11 protein-coding genes are annotated in these 14,600 nt (G+C 61.6%); 7 read left to right on the forward strand and 4 right to left on the reverse strand.

Annotated elements, in window-relative coordinates:
- Nucleotides 1–11: 11 nt before the first annotated feature.
- The gene (locus tag U0029_RS06400) at nucleotides 12–980 is read right to left on the reverse strand and encodes a homoserine kinase (protein WP_012417942.1); all 969 of its coding nucleotides are present in this window, start codon (nucleotides 978–980) and stop codon (nucleotides 12–14) included.
- A 184-nt stretch (nucleotides 981–1,164) separates the two neighbouring features.
- Between U0029_RS06400 and dusA the strand changes: the two genes are divergently transcribed.
- Nucleotides 1,165–2,112 carry a tRNA dihydrouridine(20/20a) synthase DusA gene (gene dusA / locus U0029_RS06405; protein WP_039051918.1) on the forward strand — a complete coding sequence of 316 codons (948 nt, stop codon included), beginning with the start codon at nucleotides 1,165–1,167 and terminating at the stop codon, nucleotides 2,110–2,112.
- A gap of 42 nt (nucleotides 2,113–2,154) precedes the next feature.
- On the opposite strand, the gene U0029_RS06410 is transcribed toward dusA, so the two are convergent.
- Both U0029_RS06410 and U0029_RS06415 read right to left on the reverse strand, forming a co-directional pair.
- Nucleotides 2,155–2,610, reverse strand: a complete 456-nt coding sequence (locus U0029_RS06410; RefSeq protein WP_012417940.1) for a CBS domain-containing protein — start codon at nucleotides 2,608–2,610, stop codon at nucleotides 2,155–2,157.
- A 64-nt stretch (nucleotides 2,611–2,674) separates the two neighbouring features.
- A complete protein-coding gene (locus U0029_RS06415) occupies nucleotides 2,675–3,991 on the reverse strand; it encodes a YihY family inner membrane protein (RefSeq protein WP_012417939.1) in 1,317 nt (438 codons plus the stop codon).
- A gap of 216 nt (nucleotides 3,992–4,207) precedes the next feature.
- Here U0029_RS06415 and U0029_RS06420 point away from each other — a divergent pair, with 216 nt between their 5' ends.
- Entirely contained in the window at nucleotides 4,208–5,680 is a 1,473-nt protein-coding gene (locus U0029_RS06420; RefSeq protein ID WP_169507430.1) for a protein adenylyltransferase SelO, read from the forward strand.
- A 149-nt stretch (nucleotides 5,681–5,829) separates the two neighbouring features.
- Nucleotides 5,830–6,555, forward strand: coding sequence for a response regulator transcription factor (locus tag U0029_RS06425; RefSeq protein WP_012417937.1), 726 nt, complete (start codon nucleotides 5,830–5,832; stop codon nucleotides 6,553–6,555).
- Nucleotides 6,556–6,567: 12 nt separating this feature from the next.
- On the opposite strand, the gene U0029_RS06430 is transcribed toward U0029_RS06425, so the two are convergent.
- Nucleotides 6,568–9,240, reverse strand: a complete 2,673-nt coding sequence (locus U0029_RS06430) for an ATP-binding protein (protein ID WP_370510827.1) — start codon at nucleotides 9,238–9,240, stop codon at nucleotides 6,568–6,570.
- Between the two features lie 275 nt (nucleotides 9,241–9,515).
- On the opposite strand from U0029_RS06430, the gene U0029_RS06435 reads away from it, so the two are divergent.
- The 4 genes from U0029_RS06435 (at nucleotide 9,516) to leuC (ending at nucleotide 14,598) form a co-directional block, all read left to right on the forward strand.
- Entirely contained in the window at nucleotides 9,516–10,880 is a 1,365-nt protein-coding gene (locus U0029_RS06435; protein WP_162790386.1) for a putative bifunctional diguanylate cyclase/phosphodiesterase, read from the forward strand.
- 38 nt (nucleotides 10,881–10,918) lie between these two features.
- On the forward strand, nucleotides 10,919–11,977 hold the full coding sequence (gene aroC / locus U0029_RS06440) for a chorismate synthase (protein ID WP_114852642.1): 1,059 nt from the start codon (nucleotides 10,919–10,921) through the stop codon (nucleotides 11,975–11,977).
- 14 nt (nucleotides 11,978–11,991) lie between these two features.
- The gene (locus tag U0029_RS06445) at nucleotides 11,992–12,810 is read left to right on the forward strand and encodes a M48 family metallopeptidase (protein WP_012417933.1); all 819 of its coding nucleotides are present in this window, start codon (nucleotides 11,992–11,994) and stop codon (nucleotides 12,808–12,810) included.
- A 384-nt stretch (nucleotides 12,811–13,194) separates the two neighbouring features.
- The gene (gene leuC / locus U0029_RS06450) at nucleotides 13,195–14,598 is read left to right on the forward strand and encodes a 3-isopropylmalate dehydratase large subunit (RefSeq protein ID WP_039051934.1); all 1,404 of its coding nucleotides are present in this window, start codon (nucleotides 13,195–13,197) and stop codon (nucleotides 14,596–14,598) included.
- Nucleotides 14,599–14,600: the final 2 nt, after the last annotated feature.

Consider the following 14,600-nt stretch of genomic DNA (forward strand, 5'->3'; position numbering starts at 1 on the left):
TGCGCACAAGGTCAGGGCAAGACAGCAAGCGCACTTTGGTGGCGTGCCTGCAACACTCTTTCGAAGTGCCGCGGATCATGGGGTTTGAGTGTCTGAGCTGGCCGGGGGAGGAAGTAGTCGTACAGACGCGACAGCCAGAAGCGCAAGGCGGCGGCACGCAACATGAGCGGCCAAGCGCGGCGCTCGGCTTCGGTGAAAGGACGCACTTGGGCATAAGCCGCCAGCCAGGCGTCAACCAGCTCGGGTATGAGTTCGCCGGTATCACGATCGATACACCAGTCATTCACGGCAACGGCCACGTCGAAAAGCCAGGTGTCGCAGCCCGCGAAGTAAAAGTCGATGAATCCGCCCATCAGCGGGTTGTCGAAAGTCCCGGCAAACAGAACATTGTCGCGGAACAGGTCGCAGTGTGCGGGGCCGAAGGGCAGCTCGGCGCGTTCGGGCTGTGCGGCCGCAGCCTGTTGCGCCGTAATTTCCTGGGACAGCAGCGTGGCTTGCTCCGGCGTCAGGAAGGGCATGACCTTGGGTGCAGTTTCCAGCCACCACGGCAGCCCACGCAGATTGGGCTGGCGCAGGGGAAAGTCGGCGGCTGCGAGGTGAACGCGGGCCAGGGTGGCGCCTGCCAGCGCGCAATGCTTGGCGCCGGGAGCAGGTTCGTAACCACCCGGCAGACGGGTCACGATGGCGGTCGGCTTACCTTGCAATAGGGTCAGGCGGCTGCCCGAACTCAGCGTCTGGGGCTGAGGTACGGGAATCCCGCGCTCGGCAAGATGATGCATCAGTTCGATGTAAAACGGCAGTTGCTGCTGCGTCAATACCTCAAACAAGGTCAGGATGTACTCGCCCCGCGTCGTATGCAGGAAAAAGTTGGTGTTTTCAATCCCGGCGGTAATGCCCCGCAGGGAGATGAACTCTCCGAGGTCATAATTTGCGAGCAGGGCACGGGCGTCTTGGTCGGATACGGGAGTGAAAACGGCCATTGATGAAGTGTGGTGGGGGTGGGTGTAAGGGCATGCCAGCGTGGCAAAGTCGCACAATTTTAGACCCGCGCCGGGGTCCTTTCGGGAGTGGGGGGGCTAGGGTCGTAAAATAAGGGTAACTTTGACCCTAAGCTTGGAAGAATTCTTCTTGACCCCGCCCGATTGGCGACTTTGCGTTGCCCCCATGATTGACGTCACGGATCGTCACTGCCGCTATTTTCACCGGCTGTTGGCGCCGCATGCACGGCTGTACACCGAGATGATCACGACCGGCGCCTTGATGCACGGCAACGTGGAGCGTCACCTGGACTTTGACGAAACCGAGCATCCGGTGGCTTTGCAATTGGGTGGTAGCGAACCGGATGCATTGGCTGCGGCGGCGCGGTTGGGCCGCCAATGGGGTTACGACGAAGTCAATTTGAACTGCGGTTGTCCTTCCGAGCGAGTACAGCGCGGGGCATTTGGCGCCTGTCTAATGGCTGAGCCGGATTTGGTGGCGGATTGCATGAAGGCCATGCAAGATGCCGTAGATATTCCCGTGACCGTCAAGCATCGCCTCGGGCTGGACTACAACGAGTCGTATGCATTTGTGCGCGATTTCGTCGGGAAAATCTATGACACAGGCTGCAGGGTGTTCGTTGTTCACGCCCGTAATGCCGTACTCAAAGGCTTGTCTCCCAAAGATAATCGTGAGATTCCGCCTTTGCGCTACGACGTAGCCGCACAACTCAAGCATGATTTTCCAGAGGCCACCATCGTACTCAATGGCGGTTTGGCTGATGCCACCCAGGCGCTGGACGCCGCCAGCCGTTTTGATGGAGTGATGCTGGGCCGCGCAGCCTGGCATACGCCTCGCGTGTTGTCTGAGCTGTCTTTGCGCCTGTGGCCATCGACACGGTTGCCGACTGATGCTCAGGTGGTGGATGCGATGGTGGAATACACCACGCGCCAGGTGGCCCGGGGAGTGCCACTGCGCGTGATGCTGCGGCCCCTGCTGGGTCTGGTCAATAATCAGAGCGGGGCGCGCGGATGGCGCCGCCTGCTGTCGGATCATCACCGTTTGGCCGAAAATGACCCGGCCCTTATTTATGAGGCCTGGCGCAGCCTGCGGCCGCGCTCAGAACTTGCCTAGACAGCGCCCTGAGCACGCCGGCATAGCCATCGGGCGCTGGACTCAGGCGTTGGGTGCGCTGTCTTGCGGCCAGTCGCGAATATAGGCTTTGAGCATATTATTTTCGAACTGCTGCGCAGCGACGATGGCCTGCGCCATGTCATAGAAAGAGATGACGCCCATCAGCGTGGGGCCGTCCATGACCGGGATGTAGCGGGCATGCTTGTCCAGCATCAGGCGCTGCACCTCATCGGCGCTGGTGTTGGGCGACACACTGACCGGCGCGTCGTCCATAATGGCGCGAATCGTGCTTTCACCCACTTGGCCGCCCGTTTGCTCAAGGTGGCGCATGATTTCACGGAAGGTCAGCATGCCGGCAAGCATGCCGGATTCCATGATGACTAGCGAGCCGATGTCTTGTTCGCTCATGGTGCGGATGGCGACCGACACGAGGGTGTCGGGGGTTGCGGTGTATAGCGTGTCACCCTTGACCCGCAGAATTTCGCTGACTTTCAACATGATGTTCCTCCTGGGGGCGCATTGTGCACTCCGCTGGCAATGGTTGGTGTCCGCCGCGATCCTGTCATAGGATTTTTTTGGCATTTTCCGGCAGTGGGGCGGCGGCAGAGCGCGTCTGACCCTGCGACTCGATGCCGCTATTGTGCGACAGGCAGGCGAGTTCTTCCAGTTTCGGAATGTTCTTTCGGCCGGCCAGCCGTTCGGCGAGGTCTGCCAGACGTGGGTCGCGGCGCAGCAGGCGTTGTTGCCGGTCAAGGAGGAAGTGGTCATAGAGCGGGCTCAGCTCTGTGGTGCGCGGGTCACAGGCGAGTACCCAGCCGTCGTCGCCCGTGGGTGCGATCAGCGCGAGGCGGCTGAGCGCCTCTAGCACGGCGCTGAGCTCGTCGTGGTGCAGCTCAAGCCGTTGTGCGAGTGTGGTGGTGCTGATGGGCGGCTGGCCAAAGGCGGCCAGCAATTCGCTCAGTACGCCGATGGCATCGATGAATTGGGCGCCTGGCGCTCGGTTGACTTCCCAGCGGCCCAGGCGAACCCGCGGCACGTTGGCGGCGATGCTGGCGCCCAGCAGCACGGCCAGCCAGGAGAGATAGATCCAGAGCAGAAAAATGGGTAGGGTGGCGAAGGCGCCGTAGATGACGGTATAAGCCGGGAATCGGTTCAGATAGAGAGCAAAACCGGCTTTCATCGCCTCCAGAGCGAAGGCGGTGCAAAAGCCGCCGGTCAGCGCGTCGCGCCAATAGACCCGGCAGTTGGGCACTACGACAAACAGGGCCGAAAAACCCAGGCCGGTGAGCAGCAGGGGGACGAGCGAGATCCCCAGGCTGACGATTTCCGGCACGTCGCTGATCAGCCCCATTGATTCTCGAGCGACGAAAGAGGTGGCCCAAAGACTGGCACCCGTGGCGACTGGCCCAAGTGTCAGGACCGCCCAATACACCAGCGCGCGCTGAGGCCAGGGACGTTGCCGGCCGACATGCCAGATATCGTTGAAGGTTTTGTCTATCGTCATGATGAGTAGCAACGAGGTCACGACGAGAAAGGCGCCACCAATCGCCGTCAGGCGCGAGGCCTGCCGGGCGAACTGGTTGAGGTAATCCATGATGTTGTCCGAGACTTCCGGCGGCATCAGGTTGTTTGCCAGGAAGTCTTCGAGTGCAAGGCGGAAATCCTGGAAAACCGGAAAGGCGGTGAATAGCGAAAGCCCGACCGCCAACATCGGCACGATGGCCAGCACCGTGGTGAAGGTGAGGCTGGATGCGACCTCCAGCAGCCGTTCCTTATCGGCGCGGCTGAGGGCGAAGCGGAAGGCTCGCGCCAAGCGCTCGAGCCAGGATCGGTGTCGGGGAGGGGAATCCCCAGCGGCGGTATCGGCGGTAGGGTCCATCGGGTGATAATAGCAGTGTGGACCCTGAACTCAATCCAAATCTGCGCCGTCTGATCAGGGCCAGTCTGCCGTCACCTGCTTGAGGTGATGGGGTATGCATTGCTGCGCCGCTGACGGCGGCCCCAGGCGTCACCGAAGCGATGCAGGCGGCTGTTTTTTCTCTTGGCAATTTTTTTATGTCTGGCCGGCCAAATGGGCTGCCCGGCAGGAGCGCGCATGATGTTGAGCAAACTGGATGCACTGACACTCGACAATAGTTTCGCGGCGCTGCCCGACACTTTTTACACCCGTCTTGCTGCGCAGCCGCTAGGGCGGCCCAGGCTGTTGCACGCCAACGCCGAGGCCGCCGCGCTGATCGGGCTGGACCCTGCCGAACTGCACACACAGGCCTTTCTTGAAGTGGCGTCCGGCCAGCGTCCCTTACCTGGCGGGGACACGCTGGCGGCGGTTTATAGCGGCCATCAGTTTGGCGTCTGGGCAGGGCAGTTGGGCGACGGCCGCGCCCATTTGCTAGGCGAGGTGCGCGGTCCGGGAGGCTCCTGGGAGTTGCAGCTCAAGGGGGCCGGGCTTACGCCGTATTCCCGCATGGGCGATGGCCGCGCGGTGTTGCGCTCATCGGTAAGGGAGTACCTAGCGAGCGAGGCCATGCACGGCTTGGGAATCCCGACGACGCGTGCGCTGGCCTTGGTGGTCTCGGATGATCCTGTCATGCGTGAGACGCGCGAAACAGCGGCCATCGTGACACGTATGTCGCCCAGTTTTGTGCGATTCGGTTCTTTCGAACATTGGTCTTCGCGGCGTGACGGGGAGCGGCTGCGTATCTTGGCCGACTATGTGATCGACCGCTTTTATCCGCAGTGCCGCGAGGCGAACGGCGAGCATGGCGATGTGCTTGCGCTGTTGCGCGAAGTCAGCCAGCGCACCGCCCACCTCATGGCGGACTGGCAGTCTGTGGGCTTTTGTCATGGCGTGATGAACACCGACAATATGTCGATTCTTGGCCTGACCTTGGATTATGGCCCCTTCGGTTTTATGGATGCTTTCCAGCTCGGGCATGTGTGCAATCACTCAGATAGTGAAGGGCGCTATGCCTGGAACCGCCAGCCTTCAGTCGCCCTCTGGAATCTGTATCGCTTGGGCGGCAGCCTGCATGGTCTGGTGCCGGACGCCGATGCGCTGCGCGGCGTGCTGGCCGAATATGAAACCCTGTTTACTCAGGCTTTTCATGCTCGCATGGGGGCCAAGCTCGGGCTGTCTGTCTGGCAAAGCGATGATGAGGCTTTGCTCGATGATCTGCTGCGCTTGATGCATGACAGCCGGGCCGACTTCACCTTGACTTTCCGGGCATTGGCGCAGGCCGTGCGCGGACAGACGCAGCCATTTCTGGATTACTTCATCGATCGAGAGGCAGCGCAGGCCTGGTGGTCACGCTTGGCGGCCAGGCACGCTTGCGATGGCCGCGCGGCGGCGGTGCGCGCCGAGGGCATGGATCGCGTCAACCCCTTATATGTCTTGCGCAATCATTTGGCAGAGCAAGCGATCCGAGCCGCACAGCAGGGCGACGCCTCGGAAATCGACCGTTTACTCGGTTTGCTCAGGCGTCCTTATGACCTTCAACCGGGGGCTGAGGCCTATGCCGCCTTGCCGCCGGGTTGGGCGGCCGGTCTGTCCGTCAGTTGTTCATCCTGATTCCGCCAGGCGCTTTCACGCGTCGTTCTCCTATCGCAGCGATGGGAAAATCTCTCGGTCACAGGGTAGAATTTAGAAACACTATGTTATTTGGTGATGCCGAACTGCGGGGGTCGTCATTTCCAATCATCGAAGTTTGGGGGAAGGGCATGTTGTCAGTGGACGGGCTGCTGCGTATTGGACTGCTGGAAGATGATGAAGACTTTCGCGAGGAGCTGACCCTCGGGCTGGAAGGCTATGGTTTTAAGGTGGTGTTTGGCCGCGGAGATTCGGCATCCTTTCAGGAAGCATTGCAGTCGCAGCGATGCGATATCGTCATCATTGATGCGAATGTGCCCGGAGAAGATGGTTTTTCGGTCGCCACGCGTTTGCGTGCGCACAGCCATCTCGGCATCGTGATGTTGACGGGTCGCGGAGCCCTGGAAGATCGGGTGCGTGGTCTGGAGGGCGGCGCTGACGTTTATCTGACCAAGCCGGTGGATTTGCTGGAGCTCAGTTCCGTTATCCGCAGTCTGGCGCGCCGGATGAGATTGGCCCGGCCTGCCGCCGCAGAAACCGCGCCGGTGCCGCCACTGCGGCAGGCTGGCCAGCAATGGTCTTTGCTTGATGGCGGCTGGGTGCTAGCCTGCCCGGACGGGGGGGCATTGCATCTCAATGCCCAAGAGCGAGCGTTTCTCATGACGCTGATGCAAAGCGCCGGCGAAGCCGTGACGCGTCAGGTGCTGGCGGAAATTATCCAGCCCCACAATCCCGCTGAGTTCGAGCCGCGCCGGGTCGATGTCATGGTGAGCCGCCTGCGCGCCAAGGCGCAATCGGCGGGTTTCAAGCTGCCCGTGCTGTCTGTTCGCGGCCAGGGGTATGTGTTCGTCGCCTGAGGCGCGGCGTTCTTACAAAGGCTCATTGTCCGCTCTCAGGGCTGCCAGGCCGGCAGCGGGCAGGGTGATGACAAAGCGTGCGCCTTGGCCGGGCTGAGCCTGGGCCGTCAGAGCGCCTCCCTGGCTGATGCAAATTTCGCGCGCCAGATGCAGGCCCAGACCGCTACCGGGTGTTTCGCGATGTGCCGGGCGCCGGAAGTAGGGTTCGAAAATCGCATCCACGTCGTTTTCGTCCAGACCTGATCCGCGATCGGTGACGGCCAGCCAGGCCATGGCCTGCTGTTCGCCGGTGGTTGCCAGGCCAGCATCGATCTGCACGGGTTGATTGGCCGGCGAGTACTTGATGGCGTTCTGGATCAGGTTGCGTAACACCAAAGCGGTGAGCAGCGGATCGCAGATGGCAGGAACCGGACCTTCGGTATGGGCGAGCAGCACATGAGCGCTGTCGATTTGCATGCTGGTGCATACGTCTTGCGCCAGCTCGCCCAAGTCGACCACCTCTAGGCGCGGCACCATGGCCTGGTCGCCTCGGCGTTCGGGGCTCAACATCGTGTCCAGCATTGCGATCATGCGGCCGACTGCACGGCGGATGCGGGCCAGGCGGCTGTCCACCTCTTCACCGCTGCCGGCCAGTATCGTTTCCAGCGACTGCACGGCGGCGCTGATGGTGGCAGCGGGCGTGCGCAGCTCATGGGAAAGTAGGGATTGCAGCTGCCGGTGCGATTGCAGCGCTCCCGCCATTTCGGTCAGGCGTTGCTCGCTCTGTTCCTGCCGCTTGCGCAAGGCGCTGGCGGCAGGCAGTTTCGGGAGTTCTGTCGGAGGGGGCTGCGCCGCCACCTCTCTGGTGCTGAGGGGCTCGTCCGGTAAGGGTTGCAGAACGACGAAACCCAAAGAGCGCAGCAAGGGTTCTAGGGTTTGGGTGTCGGCGTCGCAGGCGTAGGCAGGCACGTTCAGGGCCGCTGCGCTGCGTGCGACCGTCGCTGCCAGTTGGCGATTGCCGGGGCTGTCAGCCAGGTTGCGCACGAAGCTGCCACCCACTTTCAGGTAAGCAAGCGGCATTTGATGCAGTTTTTCGAGAGCGGCGAACTGATCGGATAGCCTTTGCACGCCTATGCGCGCACCAACGCCGGCGGTGATGGCGCACAGGGTGTGTAGGCAATCCTTGTAATCGACCAATCCGGTGGCGTCGATTTCGAGCGTCAGCATCCGGCTTAGCGCGGGTCTATCCCCTAAGAGCCGCTCCAGCCGGGACAGAAAGTGCTGCTGAGCCAGTGAGGCCAGCGCCACTGGGACGACGATCGGGCCTGGCGTTTTGGCTCGTGTGTCCAGGGCCAGGCGCAGTGCCTGGATATCGCAATCGCCTGCCAGTCCGAGGCGCGCCGCTGCGGGCATGAAAGCAGGTGCCGGGATGGACTCGTCGCCGCGCAAAGCCAGCCGCGCTTCTTCGTGTAATACCTGGCCGCTGCTGTCACGGCGTTCCAGCACGTCAAGATAAAAGCGGTGTTCTTCGAGCGCGCGGGTGATGAGGCCCTGCCAACGGTATTCGCCGTCTATGTGATGCGTATCGCAGTCGTTGGCCATGTGCAGCGCGTCGTTATTGTCCGTCTCGGCCCGCATGAGTGCATTGTCCAGGCGGGCGAGCACCGTGCCGACTTGCTCGCCGGTTTTATAACTGCCCAGCGCGATGGCCCAGCGGCACCATTCCTGCTGGCGTAAGGGCAGACGGCGCAGCCGGAGTTCACGGCGTATCCGTTCAGCCAGGGCCATGGCCGGTTGGGCGGCCAGGCCCGGCAGCAATGCGGCGAAGTCCGAGCCGTTCAGGCGCGCCAGCATGGCTTGCGTACCCGCCTGTTCCAGAATCGTCTGTTGCAGTTGGGCGGCGCTCAGGCGCAGCCATTGGTCGGTGGCCTCGTGGTGCATGCGGCGATTGAGTTCCGCCATGTCGCGCTGGCGGAAAATCAGCACATGGCCGGTCGTGAGAGGGTCTGTGCTGCGGAGTGTTTCGCGGAAGGTGTCGAAGAAAGTTCGGCGGTTAGGCAGCCGGGTGACCGCGTCGCGCATGGTTTCATTTTCGAGGGTGGCGATGCGCTGCTGCAGCCGCGCGACTACCTGTTCCTGTTCCAGGCGGTTTTGTGTCAAGGCCTCGTGAACGGGGCGCAATTCGAGCAGGGCGGCACTCTGGCCGTCGTCATTGCCGAGCGCAGCCCGCGCCAGCGATCGTAGCGGGCCGCGACGCACCCATTGCATCAGTCGCAGCACATAAAAGCACCAGGCCAGAGAGGCCAGCACAAAGAGGGCGCTTTGCAACAAGGCGCCGGTCAGGTAGGCATCAGGAAGTCTGCCTCCCGGAGCCGCATAAGCCACAACATCCCCCCGGCTCGCACCGTCCGCGCTCTGATAAGGGCGGCGCGCAAGCACGGGCAGGCCGGGCGCCGGCTCCACGTCGGCGGGCCACAAGGTGATGCTGCGTCCTTGCGAGGTTTCATCGAGGCGCAGCCTGGGGCCGTCGGGGTCTGGTTTGGGCAGGCGGGAAATCCACTGCTGAGCCGTGCCCTCGAAGCGGCCAATCGCCCAGGCCATGTGATCCGCGGCATCACGAGCGCGCTTGCGTTGATACATCTCCATGTCATGCCGCGTGGTCCATAGACCCACGACCTGGGTGCCGAACAGCAGCAATCCCATCATGAGAACGATGCTGACCAGGAGATGCTGTGAGAGACGCATAAAAGTTGGGAAGAGGTCCATGATGCGCCGCTAGGGCTGCGACGCTAAAGAATCAAAACATTACTGATTGTATTGTCTAATAACGTTTGGGCAGATTGGGGAGATAGATTTAGGGACAAATACCCAGTCCGATTTAAGACAAATCATGCATAATCGCGCTGATACCCGCTTAGGGGTACAGGGGTGAAGTCCGTCTCCTGGAAACGGACACTGTGCTCGCTAAACAAGGGGGCTCCGTGGGCTTGAATGACCTGATGAGTCAGTGCCTGCTGCTGCAAGCCGTGACGCTGAGTGTCATTTTCCTGGTATTCGCATTTCGGGAGCGCCGTTTGCGCCGTCGCCTCGCCCGCGACTCATCTACGAATGCCCTTACTCCCGACAGCCTGCGAGCACGTGCCCAAACCTCCATGCGGCGCGCGAAGCAGGGGGCATTATTTCTGGTCAAGCTGATTCACCATCCTGCGCTGAGCGCGATGCTGTCGGTGGCGGATAACCGCGCCTTGCTGGCCATGGTGGCTGAACGTTTACAGCAGCAGTCCGAGGATTTTCTCGTGGCGCGTTATGCCTCGGATTCTTTTCTGATCTGGGCGCCGGCCACCTCTGCCAGCGAAATCTCGGAGTTTGCGCCGTATATTCTCGAGCAGTTGTCTTGGCCTTACGATTTGCGTGGCCAGCCTCTGATTGTCGATTTCCGCATCGCGTCGTCGGTCTATCCGGATCACGGCAACAGCTTCGATGAGCTGGAGCGTGGCGTGCAGATTGCCTTGATGCAGATGGATGAGGATGGCCCGCACTGGAATGTTTTCGAGCCGGCCATGCTAGAGCGCCAGCGGCATTATCAAAGCCTCGAGCACGATCTGCGGGTGGCCTTGGCCTCGTCCTCGATGGATCAGTTCGACATTCATTATCAACCGGTGTTTGACACTAACACCGGCAATATCGAAGGCTGTGAAGCCTTGTTGCGCTGGCATCATCCCGTACATGGCAATGTTTCGCCCGCCACCGCCATCGAGCTCGCGGAGCGCACTGGGCTGATCGTGGCCCTGGGCGCCTGGGTTCTGGACACCGCCTGCGCGCGTGCCGTCACCTGGCCTGAGCATTGGCGTTTGCATGTCAATCTGTCGGTGCGGCAGATGTATGCCGAGGAGCTTTCGATGCAGGTGGCGCATACGCTGGCCAACACCCGTCTGGCGCCGCATCGCCTTGTGCTGGAAATCACCGAATCGGTGTTCATCTTGCAGTACGAGCGCCATGTTGCCACGCTCAATGGGCTGCGCGCTCGGGGGGTGCAGGTTGCGCTCGATGATTTCGGCGTGGGCTATTCCAGTCTCACCCATCTGCGCCGCCTGCCCATAGATTGGGTCAAGGTAGATCGTGGTTTCATCGCTGAGCTGGAGTCGGACCCCGTCAGCCAGGAAGTGGTTTCGGCGCTGATGGGCATGTGTCACGCCCTGGGTTTGATGGTGGTCGCCGAAGGCATCGAGACCGTGGCTCAGCGCGATATTCTTAATCGACTGGGTTGCCGTTATATGCAGGGTTTCCTGCTGGGCAGGCCGGTGCCCGTGCAGGAGATCCGGCTTCTGGCGGCTTCGGTGTCATAATCGAGCCCTGACCAATATCCGCTCTGCGCTGATCCGCTATGTCTGGCAATACGCTTGGTTCCTTGTTCCGTGTCACCAACTTTGGTGAATCTCATGGCCCCGCCATTGGTTGTGTTGTCGATGGCTGTCCGCCGGGTCTGCCGCTGGACGCCGCTGATATCCAGCGAGAACTGGACCGCCGCCGTCCGGGCACGTCGCGTCATGTGACCCAGAGGCAGGAAGCCGACCAGGTTGAAATCCTGTCGGGCGTCTACGAGGGCGTGACCACCGGTACGCCCATCGGTTTGCTGATTCGCAATATCGATGCCCGCAGCAAGGATTACTCCAATATCGCCGATACTTTCCGCCCCGGCCATGCCGATTACAGCTATTGGAAGAAATTTGGGCAGCGCGACCCGCGTGGCGGCGGCCGTTCCTCGGCCCGCCTGACGGCGCCTACCGTAGCGGCCGGCGCCATCGCCAAGAAATGGTTGGCTCAGCAGCACGGCACGATCGTGCGCGGCTACATGAGCCAATTGGGCCCGATTGAAATCCCCTTTGTCTCCTGGGATGAGGTGCCGAACAATCCCTTTTATGCCCCCAATGCCGCCATCGTGCCCGAGCTGGAAGCCTATATGGACGCATTGCGTCGCGACGGCGATTCCATCGGCGCGCGCATCGAAGTGGTGGCCGAACATCTGCCAGCGGGTTGGGGCGAGCCTATTTATGACCGTCTGGATGCCGATATTGCGCATGCCATGATGGGTTTGAATGCAGTCAAGGGCGTATCGATCGGTGCGGGCTTTGGCAGTATCACGCAGCGCGGTTCCGAACACGGTGACGAGATCACGCCCGATGGTTTTCTGAGCAATCACGCAGGCGGTGTCTTGGGCGGCATCTCGACGGGCCAGCCTGTCACGGTGTCCCTGGCTATCAAGCCGACGTCCAGCATCCGGGTCGAGCGACGCTCGGTCAATCGGGCGGGCGAGCCGGTCAATGCGCAAACGCTGGGACGTCACGATCCTTGTGTCGGCATTCGCGCCACACCCATCGCCGAGGCTTTGCTGGCGCTGGTTCTGATTGATCATGCGCTGCGTCATCGCGGCCAGTGCGGTTGATACCTGGAGGCCTTATGTTGCGCTTTCTGTCGAGACTGTGTGCGGCTGCGGCACTTGCGGTGTTGGCTGGTTGCGCGGGCATGAGTACTACGCAATCGGGTGCGGTCGGCGTCAATCGCACGCAATACATGTCCAGTTTGGTCCCAGAGGCTCAGCTGGAACAGGAGGCCAAGCAGCAGTACGACCAGCTCATCGCGCAGGCCAAGTCCAAAGGGCAGTTGGATAAGGATGCGGCTCAGGTCAAGCGCGTCAACGCGATCGCGCAGCGCCTGATTGCCCAGACCGCTATTTTTCGGCCCGACGCCGCGAAATGGAACTGGGAGGTGCACGTTCTTTCATCCGATGAGGTGAACGCCTGGTGCATGCCGGGCGGCAAGATCGCGGTCTACACCGGCCTGCTCAACCAGATCAAGCCCACCGATGCCGAATTGGCGGCGGTGTTGGGCCACGAAATCGCCCATGCTTTGCGCGAGCATGCGCGCGAGCGGGTGTCGCAGCAAATGGTCACCGGCATCGGCTTGTCGATTTTGTCGATGGCAACCGGGTCACAGCAAACCGCCGATTTGGGCGGTCGCTTGAGCAATGTGATGTTCATTTTGCCCAACAGCCGCACCCATGAAAGCGAGGCTGACCTGATGGGCGTGGAGCTGGCGGCTCGCGCGGGCTATGACCCTCGCGCTGCGGTTTCCTTATGGCAAAAGATGGGGACAGCCGAAAAAGGCAACACGCCGCCGGAATTCCTCTCCACGCATCCCTCAGCCAGCACCCGGATCGCGGATTTGCAGCAGGCTTCGCAACGCGTTTTGCCCCTCTACGAACAGGCAAAGCGTTAAGCACGAATCCATGCGCTAGCCTTTCACCACAGGGTTCTCCGCGCTTGTTTCTGTGTGTTTTGTGGTGTTCGGGGCCGGGAGGGTGGATGCCCGCGAGGCATCCATCGTGACCACATCATCGCGTCTTAGCCAAGATTCGGCTTTGCTCGCCAGATCCACGCCGCTGCTGATGTTTACCGATATGTCACGGATTGCCGAGCATGAGGTCGGCGAGACTGCTGTGCGTCGCCAGGTTCAATGATTTGAACGGATATCCCTCAGGGGGGTAGTGTTTATACTAGGATAAGTGCTTGGATTGTACTAGCTTTGAAGGCTGGGCATAATCGCCTCATGCCGCCCGGTCTTCTGACCCAAGGCGGTTCGCCTACCCAACAGAGCGCAATCATGGCCCAAACCCTCTACGACAAACTCTGGGACGCCCATGTCGTCCATCAGGAAACAGACGGCACCTGTCTGCTCTATATCGATCGTCACCTCCTGCATGAAGTGACTAGCCCGCAGGCTTTCGAAGGCCTGGCGATAGCCGGCCGCAAGCCCTGGCGCATTGGCGCCAACCTGGCGGTGGCAGACCACAACGTGCCCACGCTGAACCGTGCGCAAGGCATCGAAGATCCGGTGTCGCGTCTGCAAGTCGACACCCTGGACGCCAATTGCGATAAATACGGCATTACCGAGTTCCGCATGAATGACCTGCGTCAGGGCATCGTGCACGTCATCGGGCCGGAGCAGGGCGCGACCTTGCCGGGCATGACCGTAGTCTGTGGCGATTCGCACACCAGCACGCACGGCGCCATGGGGGCCTTGGCTTTCGGGATCGGCACTTCCGAGGTCGAGCATGTGCTGGCGACCCAGACGCTCTTGATGAAGAAAGCCAAGAGCATGCTGATCACCGTCGACGGCGATTTGCCCTTTGGCTGCACGGCCAAGGACGTGGTGCTGCATATCATCGGCGTTATCGGCACGGCCGGGGGCACGGGTTATGCGATCGAGTTTGCGGGCAGCGCGATACGCGGCCTGTCGCTCGAAGGCCGCATGACGGTGTGCAATATGGCAATCGAAGCCGGCGCGCGTTCCGGCATGGTGGCGGTCGACGAGAAAACCATCGAATACTTCCGTAATCGTCCCTTCTCGCCGGTGGGGGTGCTGTGGGATCAGGCCGTTTCGTACTGGCGCACGCTGCACTCCGATGCGGGCGCCAGCTTTGACCGCGTCGTCAAGATCGATGCCGGGGAAATCAAGCCGCAGCTGACCTGGGGCACCTCGCCCGAGATGGTGTTGCCGGTGGATGGCCGTGTGCCCGACCCAGAGCGCGAGAAAGACGAGGTCAAACGCAGCGGCATGGAGCGCGCCCTGCAATACATGGGCCTTACGCCCAACACCCCCTTGACCGATATCCGCATTGACCGCGTTTTCATCGGGTCGTGCACCAACTCGCGCATCGAGGATTTGCGCGCGGCTGCGGCCGTGGCGCGAGGCAAGCGCGTGGCCGCCAATGTCCGCCAGGCCATGGTGGTGCCGGGTTCGGGGCTGGTCAAGCAGCAGGCCGAGCGCGAAGGCCTGGACAAGATTTTCATCGAAGCGGGCTTTGAATGGCGCGAGCCGGGTTGTTCGATGTGTCTGGCCATGAACGCCGACCGCCTTGAGCCCGGCGAGCGTTGCGCGTCGACGTCGAACCGCAATTTCGAGGGGCGCCAGGGGCAGGGCGGCCGTACCCATCTGGTGAGTCCGGCCATGGCCGCCGCCGCCGCGGTGGCAGGCCATTTCGTTGACGTGCGCAGCTTCCGCTGAGC

It is taken from the genome of Bordetella avium, assembly GCF_034424645.1.
Lineage (GTDB): Bacteria > Pseudomonadota > Gammaproteobacteria > Burkholderiales > Burkholderiaceae_B > Bordetella > Bordetella avium.

Bases quoted from the DNA above. Each gene is read 5' to 3' on its own strand.
- U0029_RS06400 (WP_012417942.1), bottom strand. From the start codon at position 980: ATGGCCGTTTTCACTCCCGTATCCGACCAAGACGCCCGTGCCCTGCTC.
- leuC (WP_039051934.1), top strand. From the start codon at position 13,195: ATGGCCCAAACCCTCTACGACAAACTCTGGGACGCCCATGTCGTCCAT.
- U0029_RS06425 (WP_012417937.1), top strand. From the start codon at position 5,830: ATGTTGTCAGTGGACGGGCTGCTGCGTATTGGACTGCTGGAAGATGAT.
- dusA (WP_039051918.1), top strand. From the start codon at position 1,165: ATGATTGACGTCACGGATCGTCACTGCCGCTATTTTCACCGGCTGTTG.
- U0029_RS06420 (WP_169507430.1), top strand. From the start codon at position 4,208: ATGATGTTGAGCAAACTGGATGCACTGACACTCGACAATAGTTTCGCG.
- U0029_RS06430 (WP_370510827.1), bottom strand. From the start codon at position 9,240: ATGATGGGATTGCTGCTGTTCGGCACCCAGGTCGTGGGTCTATGGACC.
- U0029_RS06410 (WP_012417940.1), bottom strand. From the start codon at position 2,610: ATGTTGAAAGTCAGCGAAATTCTGCGGGTCAAGGGTGACACGCTATAC.
- U0029_RS06415 (WP_012417939.1), bottom strand. From the start codon at position 3,991: ATGGACCCTACCGCCGATACCGCCGCTGGGGATTCCCCTCCCCGACAC.
- aroC (WP_114852642.1), top strand. From the start codon at position 10,919: ATGTCTGGCAATACGCTTGGTTCCTTGTTCCGTGTCACCAACTTTGGT.
- U0029_RS06445 (WP_012417933.1), top strand. From the start codon at position 11,992: ATGTTGCGCTTTCTGTCGAGACTGTGTGCGGCTGCGGCACTTGCGGTG.